Raw genomic sequence first — 17,596 nt, 5'->3', positions numbered from 1 at the left:
TTACTGCGCGTCAAAGATACCGAAACGCTGGGTGACATCTGCTAGCAGATGTGACAAACCGGGCGCTGGTGGGTACAACAAGGGGCGGCTACGACGGCGACGCATGACCCGGAACGGGAATCTTTACCGCCGACCGGACGTTGACCGGATGACGACGACAGCGACACCTGTCCTGTGGGCGACAAGCCCGGGAGGCACGATTCATGAGTGAGCGAGCTCTTCGCGGTACGCGCCTCGTGGTGACCAGCTACGAGACGGACCGCGGTATCGACCTGGCCCCGCGCCAGGCCGTGGAGTACGCATGCGAGAAGGGGCACCGGTTCGAGATGCCCTTCTCGGTCGAGGCGGAGATCCCGCCGGAGTGGGAGTGCAAGGTCTGCGGGGCCCCAGCACTCCTCGTGGACGGCGACGGCCCTGAAGAGAAGAAGGCCAAGCCCGCGCGTACCCACTGGGACATGCTGATGGAGCGGCGCACCCGTGAGGAGCTCGAAGAGGTCCTTGAGGAGCGTCTCGCGGTTCTGCGTTCCGGGGCGATGAACATCGCGATTCACCCCAGGGACAGCCGCAAGTCCGCATAGGTCCTTGCAGTTCCGTCCAACGGAAGCCGACACAACGACCGAGGGCGCCGCACGTTCACAGAACGTGCGGCGCCCTCGGTTGTTCCGGGTGCGGGCGCACTCACCGTGTCAGCGGCGGCCGCTCCCCCGCCGGCTCGTCACCCGGCCGGGGGACGTCGTTGCGGATCACCTCGCCCTGCACGACCTTTCCGTCCGGGCGGTGCATGCGGGCCTGCTGGAAGGCGTTGCCGAGGGTGCCGGGGGCGGCGGCGCGGAGTTTGCTGTCGAGGGTGCGTTCCGCGATACGCGAGGCCGCCTTCTGCACCGGGGGGAGCAGGAGCAGCAGGCCGAGGGCGTCGGAGACCAGGCCGGGGATCATGAGGAGCAGGCCGCCCAGCATCATCAGGCCGTTGTCACCGCCGCGCTCCGGGGAGCCGCCGCGCTGGATCGCCTCGTTGAGGCTCCGGAAGGCCCGCCGGCCGGCCCGCTTGATGACCACGGAACCGGCGACGAAACCCGCCACCAGCAGCAGGAACACGGTCATGCCGCCCGCCGCGCCCGCGACCACCGTCAGCAGCCAGATCTCCAGCACCAGCCACACCGCGAGACCCAGCGGCAGGTATCTGCCGAGCCGGGAGCGGCGGGGCCGGGTGGTGTGCGGAGGGGTCTGCGCGCCAGTCGTCATGCACCCAGTGTGCCTGGGCCCGGCTCAGTGCGGCATAAGGGGATGATCAACCGGAACTGTGAGCTTCCCGGGCGTCCGCTAGGAAGGCCTGCCCTTGCCGGTCATCCTGCCCACCCGCTCGGTGACGCCCCACGAGGTGACCCGCCACAGCGCCTCGACCAGGATGTCGCGGCTCATCTTGGAGTCGCCGAACTCCCGCTCGACGAAGGTGATGGGCACCTCGACGACCTGGAAGCCGGCCTTGACCGCGCGGCGGGCCAGGTCGACCTGGAAGCAGTAGCCCTGGGAGGCGACCTCGTCGAGCCCCAGGCCCTCCAGGGTCTCGCGGCGGAAGGCGCGGAAGCCGCCGGTGATGTCCCGCAGGGGAAGGTCGAGGGCGAGCCGGGAGTACAGGGAGCCGCCCCGGGAGATGAACTCACGGGACTTCGGCCAGTTGACCACCCGGCCGCCGGGCACCCAGCGGGAGCCGAGCACCAGGTCGGCGCCCTTCAGCGCGGTCAGCAGCCGGGGCAGTTCCTCCGGCTGGTGGGAGCCGTCGGCGTCCATCTCGACGAGCACGCCGTAGCCGTTGTCCATGCCCCAGCGGAAGCCCGCGAGGTAGGCGGCGCCGAGGCCTTCCTTGCCCTTGCGGTGGAGCACCTGGACGTGGTCGTCCTCGGCGGCCAGTTCGTCGGCGAGCTTGCCCGTGCCGTCGGGGCTGTTGTCGTCCGCCACCAGCACGTGCGCGTCGGGGACGGCCTGGCGCACCCGGCCGACGATGGACTTGATGTTCTCCGCCTCGTTGTACGTGGGAATGATCACCAAGGCCGTGCCGAGCGGGCCGAACCGCCGCCCCTGCGCCTTGGCCGCGAGGGTCCCGTCGCCGTCGTTCACTGCTGCCCCTTCATGTCGTACGCAGGGGACCACCATAGTGGCCGCGGCCTGCACTGACGCGACAGCTCATTCGTATGGTGGTGTCGATTCCGCAAGAACGGGGTAAGGATGCCCGTTTCGGGTGCCCGCCATCCGTACTTTCGCCACCGTGTTCCCCCGCGGCGCCACTTTGTTCCCCTGCGGGGCAGGGCTGCCTCTCCTGCGGATGGGGGCCCGGCGCCCTTCGGGCCGACCTGGGACCCGCTGGCTGCGGGTCGACCGAAAGCCGTTGTCTACTGAGCGTCCGGGCCCCACCCGGGTCACACCTCCCGACCGGCCGGAACGTTCCCTCGTCGGCGCGGGCGCTGAGCCTGGCTCCCAGTGACGGTGCCCCGGTGCGGCACACCGTCCCTGACCCAGCGGCGCTGCGACGAGTGCGCGAACTGCTCCATGGTCGGGCGTCCGGTGGTGGACTCCGCCGAACCTACCGGCCCGCTGCCGCTGGCTGTCAACAGCCGTCTGACCTGCGGAAACAGCCCCAAACCCCTGGTCAGCGCAGAGGATGCGCAGGTCGCGCGACGGAGCGGCGGCCATCGATCACGGCCGCGCCACCCCGGGAGATCACTCGCCCGGCCGTACGAATGCGGCGGGTCACTCGCCCGGTCGTACGAACACGGTCCGGCCGCCCACCACGGTGCGCAGACAGACCGGCAGCTCGCGGCCGGGGGTCAGGTCCGGCAGGCCGGGGGTGCCGGAGCGCGGGTCGGTGGACCAGCGGGCGACCCGGTCGTCCGGAGCCTGCACCACCAGTTCGTCGGTGCGCCAGACCGCGTAGTCGGCGGGCGCGCCCGGCACCAGGACGCCAGCGTCGTCCCTGCCGATCGCGCGCCAGCCGCCGCGGGTGTGCGCGGTGAACGCGGCGCGGACGGAGACCCGGTGTTCGGGTGTGTGGTGGAAGGCGGCGGCCCGGACGGTCCCCCAGGGGTCGAGCGGGGTGACGGGGCTGTCGGAGCCGAAGGAGAGCGGGACCCCGGCCTTGAGGAGGGCGGCGAACGGGTTGAGGGTGCCGGCCCGCTCGGCGCCGAGCCGCTGGGCGTACATGCCGTCCGCGCCACCCCACAGCGCGTCGAAGGCGGGCTGCACCGAGGCGATCAGGCCGAGTTCGGCGAAGCCGGCGATGTGCTCGGGTGTGAGCATCTCGGCGTGCTCGACGCGGTGCCGGGCGGCGCGGACGCGGGCCAGGCCGACCTTCTCGGCGGCGGCCCGGACGCCCTCCACGACGGCGGTCACGGCGGCGTCGCCGATGGCGTGGAAACCGGCCTGCAGACCGGCCTCGGTGCAGGCGGTGACATGAGCGGCGACGGCGTCCGCGTCCAGGTAGGTGGCGCCGGTGTGCCCCGCGTCGGCGTAGGGCTCGTGCAGGCAGGCGGTGTGGGAGCCGAGGGCGCCGTCGACGAACAGGTCGCCGGCGGCGCCGAGCGCGCCGAGTCGGCGGGCCTTCTCGGTGTCCTCCTCGGCCCAGTAGCCGACGACGCGCGGTCCGGGCAGCTCGGCGGCGAGCCGCAGCAGGCCGGTGAAGTCGTCCTCGGAGGAGATCTTCGGCCCGCCGCACTCGTGCACGGTGCCGATGCCGAGCGAGGCGGCGTGCGCGAGGGCGGTGCGCTGGGCCGCCGCACGCTGGGCGGGCGTCACGGCCGCGAACGCGGCGGCGCGTACGGCGTGGTGGGCGTCGCCGGTGAGCGGAGCGTCCTGGCGCGGGACCGCGCCCGGCACCAGGTCCAGCAGGGCCGTGGTGACGGCCGCCGAGTGGACGTCGATACGGGAGAGATAGAGCGGGCGTCCGCCGGTGGCCGCGTCCAGCTCGGCGCGGGTCGGCGGGCGGTCGTCGGCCCAGCGGGCGGCGTCCCAGCCGTGCCCGAGCAGGACCCGGTCGTCCGGGCGGGCGGCGGCGAAGTCCCTGACCAGCGCCAGGGCCGAGGCCAGGGAACCGGCCCCGGACAGGTCCAGGCCGGTCAGGGCGAGCCCGGTGGACGTGGTGTGGACATGGGCGTCCGTGAAGGCGGGGGTGACCAGGGCCCCGTCGAGGTCGACGACCTCGTCGACCCCGTCCGCGAACGCGTCGGCGGCGCCTTCGGAGCCGACCCAGGCGACCTGCCCCCGCTCCACGACCATCGCGGTCGCGAACGGATCGGCGGGACTGTGGACCTCGCCGCGGCGGAGAAGGACGGTCTTGGGCTCGGGGCTGCGCTCACTCATGGGGAACAGTTTCGCCCCTGCCACCGGCGCCTCTGGACAGGGGGGCGCCCGAAACGCGCCCCATCAGGGGCGCTGGGGTACCCCCGGCCGAAGGCTGGAGGAGGAACTGCGCGACCAGCCCCCGACCACCCGCAGTCGACACTCGGCTGCACTCGGAGCACGTTCCAAGGCCCCCGGAGCCGTCGGCCGCGCCCAGCCGTTCCGCCCTGCCGAACGACTGCCCACGGCGGTGGCGGGGGGCGGCAGCCTCAGCGATCGCGATGGCGGCGGCCGTAGCGGTGGCGACGACAACGGCAGCAACCGCAGCACGCGCGGGTGGCGGCAGCGGTGGCGGCCCGCTCAGATCTTCGGCGGACGCGCCTCGTACGGCGTCGACAGCACCACCGTCGTCCGCGTCGACACCCCGGCCAGGCTGCGCAGCCTGGCCAGCAGCTCCTCCAGTTCGTGCGGGGTCGCCACCCGTACCTTGAGGATGTAGTTCTCGTCGCCCGCCACGCTGTGGCACGCCTCGATCTCGGGGACGCCGGCCAGGCGGTCCGCGATGTCGTCGGGGGCGCTGGGGTCGAAGGGTTTCACCGAGATGAACGCCGTCATCGGCAGCCCGACGGCCTCCGGGTCGACGACCGCGGCATAGCCGCGGATGACGCCACGCTGCTCCAGGCGGCGCACCCGCTGGTGCACGGCCGACGTGGACAGACCCGTGGCCTTGCCCAGGTCCGTGTAGCTCATCCGCCCGTCCTTGACGAGCAGCTGCACGATTTGACGGTCCAGCTCCTCCATGGCGCAAAAACTACAGTGCGCCTGATCTCCACGGATAGGTCAGCGGCCCAGGTCATGGCCGGTTTGTGATGCCACGGGGCGTCGGCCGCGAGCCGACCCGCGGAAAAAACCGCCGCAGCGGGCACCTGCGCGCGGCATGTGACGAACGCCACAGCCCTCGAACGGGCTCCGTGATGTTCTCGTGATTACCGCCGAGAGCGGACGGGAAGTGCTTGCTGTGGTCGAGGCCGCAGTGCCGTAACGGCCCAGCCCGAGGGGGAGTTACCCATGCAGAGTCTTAAGCGCCCTGGTCGTACCACGCCCAAGCGCCCGCAGTTGGTTGTCGAGCCCGAGCCGGAGGGCGTCGAACCCGACCTCTACGAGGCCGAGGAACTGGACGCCTACGACACCTTCGAGATGTTCCGGGTGATCTGCCCGGACTGCGCGCAGTCCATCGCGCTGCTGGCGGACGAGGAGTTCCTGCCGGAGCACGCGCTGTGCGCCTCGCCGTGGAACCCGTTCGGCCTCACGGTCTGTGCCGGCACGGGCCGCGCGGCGGACGAGGCCCCGTCCGCGGACGAGTCGGCCGAGCCGCAGGAGCAGGACACCGCCCTCCTGCTCACCCTCCCGCAGGGTCTGAACTGGCGGACGCAGCCCTTCTCGCACGTCGGCGGCCCGGGCTCGCGCCCGATGCGCGTACGGGCGATGCGCCCCGGCGGCTACACCGCCGTCCGTCAGGCTGCCTGAGTCACCGCACCGCGTCCCAGTAACTGCCCTGCACCATGGCGCGCAGACTGCCGTGGTGCAGGATCAGTGTGTCCGGATCCGCCGGGACGGCGGCCTCACCGAAGTACACCTGCCGATAGGCGATGCGCAGCATGACGATCGCGTGCCGCAGGGCGGCGTACAGGGTGTAGAAGTCCATGTCCCGCGGGGTGTGGCCGGTCAGGCGGGCGTAGCGGGCCTCGACGCGGTCGCGGCGCAGGAACGCGGGCAGTCCCCGCTGTCCGGAGGCGGCCGTGAGGTCCTGGAAGAAGCGGTGCAGGTAGACGGTCCAGCCGAGGTCCACCTCACGCGGAGCCGGTGCCGCCATCTCCCAGTCGAGGACGGCGACGGGGTCGAAGCCGTCGTAGACGACGTTCCCGATCCGGGCGTCGCCCCAGTTGAGGACGGGCGTACCGGGCTCGCGCGGCCACAGGTCGGCCAGCCGGTCGAAGGCTGCCTCGATCAGGGGTGAGCGGGCGAGACCGACCACCACCCAGTCGTAGTAGCGCCGTTGGGACTCGACATGCCGGTGCAGGGCGTCGCCGCCCCCGGGAAGGGCGAGGAACTCGGCCTCGGGCAGAGGCACTTGGTCGTGCAGCCGGGCCAGCAGGCCGACGGAGACGGCTTCGAGATGTTCGCGTTCCGCGTCGGTCGCCGCGTGCAGCCAGTTCCCCTCGTACGTGTAGGGCATGACGTCGGGCGGAACGCGCCCCGCGACGCGCTCCATCACGAAGAAGGGCGCGCCGAGCGGTCCGGGGTCCTCCTCCAGCCACAGGACCCGGGGGACGGGCAGGTCCGTGTGGTCGGCGACCAGCCGCATGGTGCGGTACTGGCGGGTGAGGTCGTACGACGGGAAGACCGTGTACGCGGACGGATCCGCCGCCAGTCTCAACGCGCAGGCCCTCAGCGGTGGTTCGGGGTGCTCGATCTCGAAGAGCAGGGTCTCGCTGGACATTCCGTTGGTGGCGGGGACCGTGACGCCGACGGCCTTGGCCCCGGGGAGCCGGGTGTCCAGCCAGGCGGTCAGCCGGCGCGTGAGGTCCTCCGGGTCGCGGGTCGTGGTGCGTGGGCGCGGTTTCGTCGTCATCCCGGCCTCCTCCTTCAGGGCGCCACCGAGTCGAAGCCGGTGAAGCCGCTGGGATCGTGTCTGCCGAACGAGCCGTGCTCGAAGATGCCGTGGCCGGTCCGCCCGTCCAGGCGGAAGCGGGCGGAGTGGTCGGTGACGCCGTAGGCCGCGCGGGGGTGCGGCGTGGTCAGGTCGTAGGTACGGCGGTCCACCCATCCCCGGCCCTGCCAGGTGCCGTGCTGCCAGTCGTCCGCCGGCGGGTAGCCGGCGCCCACCGCGAGCGGCGAGGAGGTGAGGATCTCCACCTCCAGTTCCCGGGGTTTGCGCGGGTCGCCGAGGTGGACGACGGCCCGCTCGGGGTGCCGGGTGCCGGAGCGGTAGGCGATCTCGGTGTGCGGCCAGCCGAGTTGGCGGTCGCGGTCGCCGGGGCGGACCAGGGTGGCCTCGTTCAGGGTGCGGTGGCCGTCGGCGTCCTCCTGGGTGATGACCATCAGGAAGCGGTCCTCGAAGCGGACCGGGCACCAGATCCAGTGGAAGCCCTCGGTCGGATTCTCCTCGGTGAGCCGCCCGGCCTCCTCCCCCGGGATCGGGCGGACGCCCCAGCTGCGGTCCCGGGTGCCGGTCCAGCCCGCCGGGTCGACCCGGAACTCCTCGCCGCCGGCCCGGATCACCCCGGACACTCCCCCGGCCTGCACGAACCTGCGGCCCTCCAGGGTGAGCCGGTCGCCCCGGCGCTGGAGGTGGTGCGGCTCCCACAGGGCCGGGAAGCCGGCCGTCCAGACGAGGTCGCAGGAGAGCGCGTCGTCGTCACAGGTCAGGCGGAAGCGCCGGAGCGGTTCCTCGACCTCGATGCGCAGCGGGCCGACCGCGAGCCGCATCCGGTCGTCGCCCAGGGCGTCCGAGGCGCGGACCGCGTGCAGGGTGTCCCCGGTGCGCAGGGTGGCGTAGGCGTCGATCACCCCGACGTTCGGGTAGACGCCGAGACCGAGGATGAGCAGGGCGCGGCCGTCGTGGTCGAGGACGTGGAAGATGCAGCGGTCGTAGGCGTTCCGGTCCCCGGTGGCGACGTGCTTCATGGAGAGCGGGACCTGGTGCACGGGGTACTCGTCGAGCGGTGCGGGACGGTCGTCGGCCATGGCAGGCCTCCCCGGAGGCTGGAGACGGTCCGGCTGACGGTACGTCAGAAAACGGACCGAGGCCAGATCCGGGAACGGACGTCCACGAACTCACGCACGATTCGGGAGATCGGTGACCAGGGCGGCCGCCCCCGCGTTTGGCCGGACGTGACGACCACCTACACCGCCCTCGGCCGTCAGCGCCGGATCTTCGTACCCCCGCCCGCGGCATCGCTGCCGCCGCCCCCGCCGCAGGATCCACCCATCTACCGCGACCTGATGCGGACCTGGGCCGACCGGGGCCGCGCCCTGCCGGGCCGCCACGACCCGGAGTGGGTCAGGCTGGCGGCGCCGACGGTCACCCGCGGGCAGTTCAGCGAGCTCAGCGACTTTCCGGCCCCGCCACGTGACGGGCGATGACCATCCGCTGGATCTGGTTGGTGCCCTCGACGATCTGCAGGACCTTGGCCTCGCGCATGTAGCGCTCGACCGGGAAGTCCGCGGTGTAGCCGTACCCGCCGAGTATCTGGACGGCGTCGGTGGTGACCTTCATCGCGGTGTCGGTGCAGTGCAGCTTGGCCATGGCGGCCTGCTTGGCGAACGGCCGGCCAGCGTCGCGCAGCCGGGCCGCCGCGAGGTAGAGGGCCCGGCCGGCCTCGATCTGGGTGGCCATGTCGGCGATCATGAAGCGCAGGCCCTGGAAGTCGGCGATGGGGTGGCCGAACTGCCGTCGCCCGGTGGCGTAGCCGACCGCCTCGTCCAGGGCGGCCTGGGCCAGGCCGATCGCGCAGGCCGCGATGCCGAGCCGCCCGGAGTCCAGCGCGGAGAGGGCGATGGCGAAGCCCTGGCCCTCCTCGCCGAGGCGGCGCTCGTCGGGGACACGGACGTCGTCGAAGTGGACCTGGGCGGTGGGCGAGCCCTTCATGCCCATCTTCTTCTCGGGCACCGCACCGCTGAGGCCCTCGGTGTCACCGGGGACCAGGAAGGCGGTGATCCCGTGCGAGCCCTCGGCGCCGGTGCGGGCCATGACCGTGTAGAAGTCGGCGATGCCGCCGTGCGTGATCCAGGCCTTGGTGCCGTTGATCACCCAGGAGTCGCCGTCCCGGACGGCCCTGGTGCGCAGGGAGGCGGCGTCCGAACCGGAGGCCGGCTCGGAGAGGCAGTAGGCGCCGAGCAGGCCGCCGCCGAGTATCGCGGACAGGTGCTCGACCTGCTGCTGCTTGGTGCCGTAAGCGGCGAGCGCGTAGCTCGCGAGCGTGTGCACGCTGACGCCGAGGCCGACGGTGAGCCGGGCCGCGGCCAGTTCCTCCAGGACCTGGAGGTAGACCTCGTAGGGCTGGTCGCCGCCGCCGTACTCGGCGTCGTAGGGCAGGCCGAGCAGGCCTGACTCGGAGAGCAGGGTGAAGACCTCGCGCGGGAAGTGCCCGGCGTCCTCCTCCTCGGCCGCCTGCGGCGCGATCTCACGCCGGGCGATCTCGCGGACCAGCGCGAGCAGGTCCCTCGCCTCGTCCGTGGGCAGTTGACGCTCCACCGGCTGCGGGTCGCGGTCGGACATGGCGTCGGTCTCCTCCCTGTCGGGCAACGGCGGTCACGGCCCGTGGGATAGGGGCGGCTCCGCCTGTCGTGCGGGTGCGGCCGAGGTCGGCGTTCCGGGTCTCGGAAGCTGCTGACCTGCGGCTGCGCAGTGAGTATGCCCGATCGGGGACCTCCCGTCACCAGTTAACGACCGCTTACTTCAGGAATTCCAGGCCAACATTCGAAACCCGCGAAATTGGTCCGAACCATTGACCCTACTGGTCTAGTCCTCCTAAGGTTCATGACCAACGCTTTACCGCGTTCATGCCAATCGGCGCGCGTTCCCCTCTCCCCCAGGAGGAGACACCCGATGCACACCTCCCACCGCTCCCGCTTCCGGGCGCTGCTCTCCGCGGCCTGTTGCGCCGTCCTCGGCGCCGGGCTGCTGGCCGGCGCGGGCACCGCGTCCGCGGCCGCCCCGTCCGCCCCGTCCGCCCCCCAGGTGCAGGCCGGCTCCAAGGTCGTCGGCTACTTCACGGAATGGGGCACCTACGACCGCAAGTACCTGGTCAAGAACGTCGAGACCTCCGGCTCGGCCGCGAAGCTGACCCACATCAACTACGCCTTCGGCAACGTCACCGGCGGCAAGTGCGCGATGGGCGACTCGTACGCGGCGACCGACCGGGCCTACACCGCCGCCGAGTCCGTGGACGGCGTCGCGGACACCTGGGACCAGCCGCTGCGCGGCAACTTCAACCAGCTGCTGAAGCTGAAGAAGAAGCACCCGAACCTCAAGATCCTCTGGTCCTTCGGCGGCTGGACCTGGTCGAGCGGCTTCGGCGAGGCCGCCAGGAACCCCACCGCCTTCGCGCAGTCCTGCTACGACCTGGTCAAGAACTCCAAGTGGGCCGGCGTCTTCGACGGCATCGACATCGACTGGGAGTACCCGAACGCCTGCGGCAACACCTGCGACACCAGCGGCCGGGACGCGTTCCGGAAGGTGATGGCGGCGCTGCGCGCGAAGTTCGGCAGCGGCTCGCTCGTGACGGCGGCGATCACCGCCGACGCCACCGGCGGCGGCAAGATCGACGCGGCCGACTACGCGGGCGCGGCGCAGTACGTCGACTGGTACAACCCGATGACGTACGACTACTTCGGCGCCTGGGCCTCGACCGGTCCGACGGCCCCGCACTCACCGCTGAACTCCTACTCGGGCATCCCGACGGCGAGCTTCTACACCTCGGCGACCATCGCCAAGCTCAGGGGCCTCGGCATACCGGCCGCCAAGCTGCTGCTCGGCATCGGCTTCTACGGCCGCGGCTGGACCGGCGTCACCCAGGCGGCGCCCGGCGGCTCGGCGACCGGTCCGGCGTCGGGGACGTACGAGCAGGGCATCGACGACTACAAGGTGCTCAGGACCAAGTGCCCGGCGACCGGCACGGTGGGCGGCACGGCGTACGCGAAGTGCGGCAGCGACTGGTGGAGCTACGACACCCCGGCGACCATCGCGACCAAGATGACCTACAAGAACCAGCAGGGTCTGGGCGGCACCTTCTTCTGGGAGCTGAGCGGCGACACCGCGAACGGTGAGCTGATCAAGGCCATCAACTGACCCCGGTCCCGGGGGCCTGGGGCGGGGGAACCACGAGCCCTCCGCCCCAGGGGCCTGTCCGGCGGGTGCCGTGGACGGACAGGCCCGGCGCGTCAGGTGTCCCGGCGGGCCGGGGCCGGGGCACGGTAGGACGGGTCGAGTTCCTCGATGGCGCGCAGGGTGCCGCCGAGCGTCTTGACCAGCAGCTCGCACAGGGTCTCGCGGGAGAGTTCGGGCCGGTCGATCCAGTCGAGGGTCGCGCCCTCCACGCTGCACAGCCAGGCGAGCAGTCCGACCCTGGCGAGCGGGGCGATGTCGGTGCGGCCGTAGGCGCCCTCGGCGATGGTCGCGACGATCGCCTCGCGCACCCCGTCCCGGATGGCGTGCACCTCGGTGTCGAAGCCGACACCGCCGCTGACGATCGTGCGGTACGCGGCCTGGTGGTGCTCGGCGTAGCGCAGGTAGCTGTCGATGGTCCGGTGGACGCGGTCCACCTGGGGCAGCTCCAGGCCGCTCGCGGCATAGGTGACCAGGTCGGCGACGGAGTCCTGGATGATCGCCAGATAGTAGCCGCGCTTCGACTGGAAGTAGTAGTAGATCAGCCCTTTGGCGACATGCGCCTGCTTGGCGATGTCGTCCATGGAGAGCGCGTCGTACGAGGTATCGGCGAACAACTTCCGCCCAATGGCGATGAGTTCGGCGCGACGAGCCACGGAACGCTCGGTGCCGCGCGCCCTGGGACGGGCGGCGGCACGCTGTTGACTGATATTCAATATCGACCCTGGTCTCAACGGCTGCGGGACATCCGCAGTATGTCAGTTCAGGTCACAGCAGGCCGAGTTGAGTCACCAACATGGCGATGACCACCACAAGAGTCCAGCCCATGACATGTTCCAGAACCTTCGGGCCGTCGTCCTTGGGGCCGCCGGTACGGGCGCGGGCGGCAGTGGCGGAGTGTGTGGTCATGAAGTCCACCATGCCATTGATTGCGGCTTTTGCGGCGGAGAGCTTGGTCACAGGAGAGTCGGCCCCCGGGACACCCGGGGGCCGCCGTCGTGCCAGGTCAGCGCACGCCGACCGCTGCGAGCGCCTTGAGCTGGGCCGGGCTCGGACAGGCCGGGAAGTACAGGTAGCAGACGCCTCCGGTGCCGGAGACGACCTTGCCGCTGGCGTTGTACCGCTTGGTCCGCAGCCAGATGTTCTCGAACTCCCGGCGCAGGTAGACCCGCCGCACCGCGTCGTCGTCGGCCGAGAACGGGTCGTTGGCGATCACGTCGCCGTCCGCGGTGAAGCCGATCACGGTCATCAGGTGCCCGGAGGTGCCGTAACCGGCACCCGTCAGCTCCGACGCGAGGAACGACTGTGACGTTATGGCCGGGATGCCGGCCGCGATCAGGGTCTCCAGGTCGGTGAGCGAGGCCAGTCGCGTTATCACGCCCTGGAGGTCCTGGTACGTCGACGCGTAGGCGGCGTTGAACGGCCAGTTGCCGCAGCCCCCGTACTGGTAGTCGTACGTGTAGCGGGCCGCGTAGCAGACCTGCGGGTCGGTGTAGGACGGGTCCACCCAGGCCAGCTGCGCCGCGGTGGGCCGGCCGCCCCAGTACTCGACGATCATCTGCGAGGAGGTGGGGCTGCACCAGGCCTCGCCGCCGTTGTCGTACTCGGGGTACTGGCCCTTGTGGATCTCCTGGGAGTAGCGGGGGACCTTGAGTTCCTGGGCCAGGCCCGGGGTGGAGGCCGGGACGGTGAAGCGGTCCGGGATGTCGGAGCCCATGGCGCCGAGCCGCCAGACCGTCGGGGTGAGCTTGGTGCCCGGCTTGCGGTAGAGGGTCAGACGCAGTTGGTACGAGGTGAGGCGCAGACCCGTGGTGGCGTCGTCGACGGCGAAGGTGTCGGTCCAGATGGTGCTCTTGCCGTCGGTCTGGCCGTCCACCGACGTCCGCTTGATGTCCTGGTCGCCGGCCGCCCAGCGGCCCATGACGTACCAGGGGGTCGCGGTGCCGTCGGAGTAGGTGCCGTGCAGTTCGACCTGGATCCAGGTGCCGGCCGGGGTGTCCGCGTTCCAGGAGGCGATGGTCTCGGTGGCGGGGACGGCGAGCCGGTGCACCGGGCCGGTCCAGGTGGCGTACTCCCAGGCGGCGGTGGTGCCGGTGTGGGGGTCGGTGTAGGAGGTGGTGCCGGCCGGGGTGCCGATCACCACGCCGGGGCGGTTCCCGGCGACGGCGCCGACGCCCTTGGCGGTGCCGGTCTTCCAGTCGCTGTAGGTCGTCCAGGAGCGGTAGTCGATCGGGCGGGTCCCGTCCCGGCCGTGGCCGGCACGGCCGTTCCCGGCCCGGCGGGTCTCGGTCCGGGCGGTGTCGTCGGCGTCGGTCTCCGGCGCGGCGACCGCCGGCGCCACGGGGACCACGCTCTGGGCCACGGCCGCCGCGACGGAGGCGGCGGCTGCCAGAACGGTTCTGCGGGACGGCTTTTCGGCTCTGCTCATGGGTGGAGGACCCCCAGGTGTGCGCGTCACGGCTGATCCGGAGCAAGGGCTGTGCGCCAACTATGGAGCAGGCGCCATGCCCCTGCCAGCACTTCGGCCCGTGCCACGCCCATCAATATTGGTCTCGTCCACTGAAGGAGGCCCCGGCGCGGTCGCCCGGGCCTCCTTCATATGGGCAAACGGGTCCTGGTCGGTCAGATGAGGTCCATCGCGGCGACCTCGTCGGGGCGGCCGTAGCTGACCGGGCCCTGGAAGCGGCGGCGGGCGGTGGCGAACCACCAGACCGTGGCCACGGCCAGGACGACGGCCAGTGCGATCGGCGCGTAGTTGAAGGAGTCGACGGTGATCGGCGAGGCCTGCGGCAGCATGAACAGGATGCTGCTGAGCAGGATCCAGACCACCGCCAGCCAGCCGACCGGCCTGCTCCAGCGGCCCAGGTTCCACGGCCCCGGCCGGAAGTCGTCGCCCAGGCGCAGCCGCAGGAACACCGGCACGGCGTAGGCGAGGAATAGGCCGACGACGTTGACGCTGACGATCGCGGTGAACGCCGTGTGCGACCACCAGCCCGGCACCACCAGGGCGAGCGAGCAGGCCACCGCGAGCCAGACGGCCTTGACGGGGGTCCGGGTGCGGGGCGAGACCGAGTGCCACAGGCGGGAGCCGGGCATCGCGCCGTCCCGGGAGAAGGCGAAGATCTGCCGGGTGTTGCTGGTGAGGTTGGCGAGGCCGCAGAAGAGCATGGCGCCGATGACGACGAGCAGCATCGCCTTGGCCCAGCCCATGCCGAGGCCGTCGATGAGAATCTGGACGGGCGGCGCTGAGGAGCTCGCCACCTTGTCGTAGTTGCCGATGCTGTACACCAGCGCGAGCATCAGGATGAGGCCGGTGATCGCCGAATACCCGATGGACCGGATGATCCCCCTGGGTGCGTTGACGGTCGCCTGGACGGTCTCCTCGGACATGTGGAAGCTGCCGTCGAAGCCGGTGAAGGTCCAGCTGGTGACCAGCAGCCCGAGCAGGCCGCCGTAAAGGCCGTTGGTGAAGCCGGTGTTGTTCACGAAATGCGTCACGAAGGACGCCGACTGGTGGTGGTCCGGCATCACGATCAGTGTGCTCACGATCACCACGAGTCCGATCAGCAGCCACCAGACGGAAATGCGGTTCAGTACGGCGACGAGCTGGACGGTGTAGGTGTTGGCGAGCCCCTGGACCACGATGATCAGGGCCGTGATCAGGACCGTCTGGTGGGCGGTCGGCGTGTACGAGGGCCACTGCAGGGCGACGAACGCCTGGATGAAGGTGGCGGCCGCGTATCCGGTGGCCGCGGTGCCGCCGATCTGGCCCACGAAGTTCAGCCAGCCCGTGTACCAGGACCAGGCGCCCTTGTGCCGTTTGGCGAGTTTACCGGCGGAGAAATACAGGGCGCCGCTCGTCGGATAGGCGGAGGCGACTTCCGCCATGGCGGCCCCGATGCAGAGCACCATCACACAGACGCCGATCCAGCCGAACACGAGAATGCGGGGGCCACCCGCGTTCATACCGAATCCGAAGGACGAGAAGATCCCGGAGAGAATATTGATGATGGTGAAGGAGATGGCGAAATTGTCGAAGGCCTGGAATCGGCGGGTGAGTTTCCGCGGATAACCCATCGCGTGCAGGGTCGCGTCGTCGTCGAGCGTGACGGGGTCCGCTGTGCGTTCTGACACGTGCCGGCCTTTCTCTGGGGCTCTAGGAGGGGATGGGCAGGCCGCAGGCGCGGCGGGCCCGGGAGAGCTGGTCGGCCGGTTCGCCGAAGACGCTCCAGGGCATGCGTGAGGCGTACGGCCCCATGACCGTGAAGACCGCCCGGGCCTCGAACTCGCACCGGGCCATGACCAGCGCGTGCGCAAGGTAGGCCAGGTCGAGCACCGGGGTGAAGCGGTATCCGGCGGCCACGGGCAGCCAGTTGTGGTAGACCGACAGCGCGGTGCTGCGCCACTGGGGCTGTTCCCAGACCCGCTCGGCGAGCAGCTGGGTGGGGTTGTGGCTCTCCACCAGCGCGACCAGCGGCAGCAGCCGCAGGGCGGAGTCGGCGGGGGCCCGCTGGGCGAGGAAGGCGGCGACGTCCCAGGCCGCGTTGACCGAGCCGCCGTACCGGGTGAAGAAGAAGGACAGGAAGCGGTGGTGGGCCTCTCGGTTCCAGGGGTCGAGGGCGAGGGTGTGCGCGAACAGCCGCCAGGGGCCGGACGGTGAGGTCAGCAGGCCGCCCGGGGCGGGGTCGTGCGGGCGGTGCAGCCGGGCCATGGCCAGTTTGGCGGCCCAGGGCGTGGGGTCGGCGGGGTTCATGGCGCTGGCCCGGTCGCAGGCGGCGAGGGCGATCCGCTCCAGCGCCTCGGCCCGCTCGTCCCGGGCGTCGGCCGCCCGGATCGCCCGCTGGACGGCCACCCGGGCCCACATCAGCGCCGACTCGGGGCCCGGCTCCTCGGCCAGCCACCGTTCCACCAGATCGGTGCCTGCCGCCTCGGAGGCGAGGACCAGGGAGCGGTGGGCGCGCAGGGCGAAGTCGGCACGCGTTTCGGCCAGCGCCTCACGGGCACTCAGATATCTTCCGGCGCGCACGTCCACGCATACGCTCGCGAGCAAGCGGTCGTCGGCCGCCGGATGCCATACGTAGTGCCCCTCGAATAACTCCGCGGCCATCTTCCCCTGTCCGTCCCCGTCCGACGCGTGCACCAGGCACCCTACTCAGGGCCGGGCGCACCGGAAACGCACGAGGTCGACATATCGGTCAGCCGGTCGGAAATATTGGTGGACGCGGTGGAGAACGGCTCGAAATTGGTTCAAGCCGATACTTTCTCGGGGCCGTAAACACCCGCTATGCGCCGCACTACTAGAATGTTTCCGGAAAACACCCCCACATCGCAGCACACCTCGGGAACGGTCATTCGTCAGCTCGCCTCCGCACTCCGGGCCCTGCCGCCCTCCTGCGGCCCGGTCCGCCTCGTCGGCGTCGACGGGCACGCCGGGTCCGGGAAGACCACGTTCGCCGGCCGACTGGCCACCGCCCTGGGCGGGGCACCGGTGCTGCACCTCGACGACATCGCCAGCCACGAGGAGCTGTTCGCCTGGACCGGCCGGCTGCTGGCCCAGGTGATCGAGCCGCTCGGGCACGGCGGGACGGCGCACTACTCCCCCTACGACTGGCACACCCGCCGCTTCGGCCCGCCCCGCCCGCTGCCGCCGGCCCCGGTCGTCCTCGTCGAGGGCGTCGGCGCCGGCCGCCGGGCGCTGCGTCCCTTCCTGGCGCGACTGCTGTGGATGGAGCTGCCGCACGAGCAGGCATGGACGCGGGGCAGGGCGCGGGACGGCGCGGAACAACGGGATTTCTGGGCCGAGTGGGTCAGGGCGGAACACGAACACTTCAGCGAAGACCCGTCAAGGCCGTACGCCGACCTTCTGGTGACACAGTCACAGGAGGGATATGAGGTGCTGCCGGGACCTGCGAAGACAGTTGGACCGGACCAGGCCATCACCCACCGTGACGGACCGTCCGCTGTGTGCTGAACTCGTGAAGACGCGCTTCCAGGAAGTTGCCCGAGTACCTCAACTCGGCTTGACCGGGGGGCCGTACAGGACTTACGTTCTGAATGAGCGGCCGTTCGAGGCCGCCCTGCAAACGCGAAGCCCCCGGTTGTTCCCCCGTGATCGGGGGCTTCGTTCTGCCCTTTACCCCTTTTGTGTGCGCGGCGCGCACCCCCTCGCTCACCCTCGGTCACCGACCCGCGTGCGCCCCGTCTGCCCCCACCTCGCCGAACGGCCTGTGCGGCACCCTTCGGCGGGCGGCGGAACCGCAGGTACGATGCCCTCGGTGCGACCTTCGAACGGCTGCTTCGCGCACCTGCAACTCCGGTCCGCGGCACAGCGGTTCGACCAACGGCGGCCATCGGGGGGAGCCCGGGGGCCAACCACGG

At 71.1% G+C, this 17,596-nt stretch carries 17 protein-coding genes; 5 read left to right on the top strand and 12 right to left on the bottom strand.

Annotation, left to right across the window (positions count from 1 at the left end; all coding sequences use genetic code 11):
• Nucleotides 1-203: 203 nt before the first annotated feature.
• Nucleotides 204-578, top strand: coding sequence for an RNA polymerase-binding protein RbpA (locus ACZ4UV_RS44640; RefSeq protein WP_351492306.1), 375 nt, complete (start codon nt 204-206; stop codon nt 576-578).
• A gap of 100 nt (nt 579-678) precedes the next feature.
• Here ACZ4UV_RS44640 and fxsA read toward each other — a convergent pair whose 3' ends face one another.
• From fxsA to ACZ4UV_RS44620, 4 genes are all read right to left on the bottom strand, one after another.
• Complete coding sequence (gene fxsA / locus ACZ4UV_RS44635) at nt 679-1,242, bottom strand: FxsA family membrane protein (protein ID WP_467846378.1); 564 nt, start codon at nt 1,240-1,242, stop codon at nt 679-681.
• Between the two features lie 78 nt (nt 1,243-1,320).
• Complete coding sequence (locus ACZ4UV_RS44630) at nt 1,321-2,115, bottom strand: polyprenol monophosphomannose synthase (RefSeq protein WP_351492311.1); 795 nt, start codon at nt 2,113-2,115, stop codon at nt 1,321-1,323.
• A gap of 630 nt (nt 2,116-2,745) precedes the next feature.
• Nucleotides 2,746-4,350, bottom strand: coding sequence for an amidohydrolase (locus ACZ4UV_RS44625; RefSeq protein ID WP_467846372.1), 1,605 nt, complete (start codon nt 4,348-4,350; stop codon nt 2,746-2,748).
• Between the two features lie 339 nt (nt 4,351-4,689).
• Entirely contained in the window at nt 4,690-5,130 is a 441-nt protein-coding gene (locus ACZ4UV_RS44620; protein ID WP_066997022.1) for an Lrp/AsnC family transcriptional regulator, read from the bottom strand.
• 267 nt (nt 5,131-5,397) lie between these two features.
• On the opposite strand from ACZ4UV_RS44620, the gene ACZ4UV_RS44615 reads away from it, so the two are divergent.
• Entirely contained in the window at nt 5,398-5,856 is a 459-nt protein-coding gene (locus tag ACZ4UV_RS44615; RefSeq protein ID WP_467846366.1) for a hypothetical protein, read from the top strand.
• Nucleotide 5,857: 1 nt separating this feature from the next.
• On the opposite strand, the gene ACZ4UV_RS44610 is transcribed toward ACZ4UV_RS44615, so the two are convergent.
• Together ACZ4UV_RS44610 and ACZ4UV_RS44605 are read right to left on the bottom strand one after the other, a co-directional pair.
• Nucleotides 5,858-6,961 carry a phosphotransferase family protein gene (locus ACZ4UV_RS44610; RefSeq protein WP_467846361.1) on the bottom strand — a complete coding sequence of 368 codons (1,104 nt, stop codon included), beginning with the start codon at nt 6,959-6,961 and terminating at the stop codon, nt 5,858-5,860.
• 14 nt (nt 6,962-6,975) lie between these two features.
• Nucleotides 6,976-8,076, bottom strand: coding sequence for an Rv3169 family protein (locus ACZ4UV_RS44605; RefSeq protein WP_467846359.1), 1,101 nt, complete (start codon nt 8,074-8,076; stop codon nt 6,976-6,978).
• A gap of 147 nt (nt 8,077-8,223) precedes the next feature.
• Between ACZ4UV_RS44605 and ACZ4UV_RS44600 the strand changes: the two genes are divergently transcribed.
• A complete protein-coding gene (locus ACZ4UV_RS44600; protein ID WP_351492321.1) occupies nt 8,224-8,475 on the top strand; it encodes a hypothetical protein in 252 nt (83 codons plus the stop codon).
• Here ACZ4UV_RS44600 and ACZ4UV_RS44595 read toward each other — a convergent pair.
• On the bottom strand, nt 8,438-9,610 hold the full coding sequence (locus ACZ4UV_RS44595; protein WP_451018457.1) for an acyl-CoA dehydrogenase family protein: 1,173 nt from the start codon (nt 9,608-9,610) through the stop codon (nt 8,438-8,440). The genes ACZ4UV_RS44600 and ACZ4UV_RS44595 overlap by 38 nt on opposite strands.
• A gap of 330 nt (nt 9,611-9,940) precedes the next feature.
• On the opposite strand from ACZ4UV_RS44595, the gene ACZ4UV_RS44590 reads away from it, so the two are divergent.
• A complete protein-coding gene (locus ACZ4UV_RS44590) occupies nt 9,941-11,182 on the top strand; it encodes a glycoside hydrolase family 18 protein (RefSeq protein ID WP_467846355.1) in 1,242 nt (413 codons plus the stop codon).
• Between the two features lie 92 nt (nt 11,183-11,274).
• Here the strand turns inward: ACZ4UV_RS44590 and ACZ4UV_RS44585 are convergent, their stop codons facing one another.
• From ACZ4UV_RS44585 to ACZ4UV_RS44565, 5 genes are all read right to left on the bottom strand, one after another.
• The gene (locus tag ACZ4UV_RS44585; protein WP_451018456.1) at nt 11,275-11,934 is read right to left on the bottom strand and encodes a TetR/AcrR family transcriptional regulator; all 660 of its coding nucleotides are present in this window, start codon (nt 11,932-11,934) and stop codon (nt 11,275-11,277) included.
• Nucleotides 11,935-11,986: 52 nt separating this feature from the next.
• Complete coding sequence (locus tag ACZ4UV_RS44580; protein WP_390047904.1) at nt 11,987-12,178, bottom strand: SCO1431 family membrane protein; 192 nt, start codon at nt 12,176-12,178, stop codon at nt 11,987-11,989.
• A gap of 46 nt (nt 12,179-12,224) precedes the next feature.
• Nucleotides 12,225-13,646 carry a C39 family peptidase gene (locus ACZ4UV_RS44575; protein WP_451018455.1) on the bottom strand — a complete coding sequence of 474 codons (1,422 nt, stop codon included), beginning with the start codon at nt 13,644-13,646 and terminating at the stop codon, nt 12,225-12,227.
• A gap of 194 nt (nt 13,647-13,840) precedes the next feature.
• Nucleotides 13,841-15,295, bottom strand: coding sequence for an amino acid permease (locus ACZ4UV_RS44570; RefSeq protein WP_451018468.1), 1,455 nt, complete (start codon nt 15,293-15,295; stop codon nt 13,841-13,843).
• Between the two features lie 79 nt (nt 15,296-15,374).
• Entirely contained in the window at nt 15,375-16,325 is a 951-nt protein-coding gene (locus ACZ4UV_RS44565) for a hypothetical protein (protein WP_451018454.1), read from the bottom strand.
• Between the two features lie 195 nt (nt 16,326-16,520).
• Here ACZ4UV_RS44565 and ACZ4UV_RS44560 point away from each other — a divergent pair, with 195 nt between their 5' ends.
• A complete protein-coding gene (locus ACZ4UV_RS44560; RefSeq protein ID WP_451018453.1) occupies nt 16,521-17,189 on the top strand; it encodes a uridine kinase family protein in 669 nt (222 codons plus the stop codon).
• The last annotated feature ends 407 nt before the right edge of the window (nt 17,190-17,596 follow it).

This window comes from Streptomyces sp. NPDC028289 (assembly GCF_055565975.1).
Note: the sequence above shows the minus strand (reverse complement) of the source record. Positions and strands in the feature narration are given on the sequence as shown.

Excerpts from the sequence above, each read along its gene's own strand:
- ACZ4UV_RS44640 (WP_351492306.1), top strand. The coding sequence starts at position 204 with ATGAGTGAGCGAGCTCTTCGCGGTACGCGCCTCGTGGTGACCAGCTAC.
- fxsA (WP_467846378.1), bottom strand. The coding sequence starts at position 1,242 with ATGACGACTGGCGCGCAGACCCCTCCGCACACCACCCGGCCCCGCCGC.
- ACZ4UV_RS44625 (WP_467846372.1), bottom strand. The coding sequence starts at position 4,350 with ATGAGTGAGCGCAGCCCCGAGCCCAAGACCGTCCTTCTCCGCCGCGGC.
- ACZ4UV_RS44620 (WP_066997022.1), bottom strand. The coding sequence starts at position 5,130 with ATGGAGGAGCTGGACCGTCAAATCGTGCAGCTGCTCGTCAAGGACGGG.
- ACZ4UV_RS44615 (WP_467846366.1), top strand. The coding sequence starts at position 5,398 with ATGCAGAGTCTTAAGCGCCCTGGTCGTACCACGCCCAAGCGCCCGCAG.
- ACZ4UV_RS44610 (WP_467846361.1), bottom strand. The coding sequence starts at position 6,961 with ATGACGACGAAACCGCGCCCACGCACCACGACCCGCGACCCGGAGGAC.
- ACZ4UV_RS44605 (WP_467846359.1), bottom strand. The coding sequence starts at position 8,076 with ATGGCCGACGACCGTCCCGCACCGCTCGACGAGTACCCCGTGCACCAG.
- ACZ4UV_RS44595 (WP_451018457.1), bottom strand. The coding sequence starts at position 9,610 with ATGTCCGACCGCGACCCGCAGCCGGTGGAGCGTCAACTGCCCACGGAC.
- ACZ4UV_RS44590 (WP_467846355.1), top strand. The coding sequence starts at position 9,941 with ATGCACACCTCCCACCGCTCCCGCTTCCGGGCGCTGCTCTCCGCGGCC.
- ACZ4UV_RS44575 (WP_451018455.1), bottom strand. The coding sequence starts at position 13,646 with ATGAGCAGAGCCGAAAAGCCGTCCCGCAGAACCGTTCTGGCAGCCGCC.
- ACZ4UV_RS44570 (WP_451018468.1), bottom strand. The coding sequence starts at position 15,295 with ATGGGTTATCCGCGGAAACTCACCCGCCGATTCCAGGCCTTCGACAAT.
- ACZ4UV_RS44565 (WP_451018454.1), bottom strand. The coding sequence starts at position 16,325 with ATGGCCGCGGAGTTATTCGAGGGGCACTACGTATGGCATCCGGCGGCC.
- ACZ4UV_RS44560 (WP_451018453.1), top strand. The coding sequence starts at position 16,521 with ATGTTTCCGGAAAACACCCCCACATCGCAGCACACCTCGGGAACGGTC.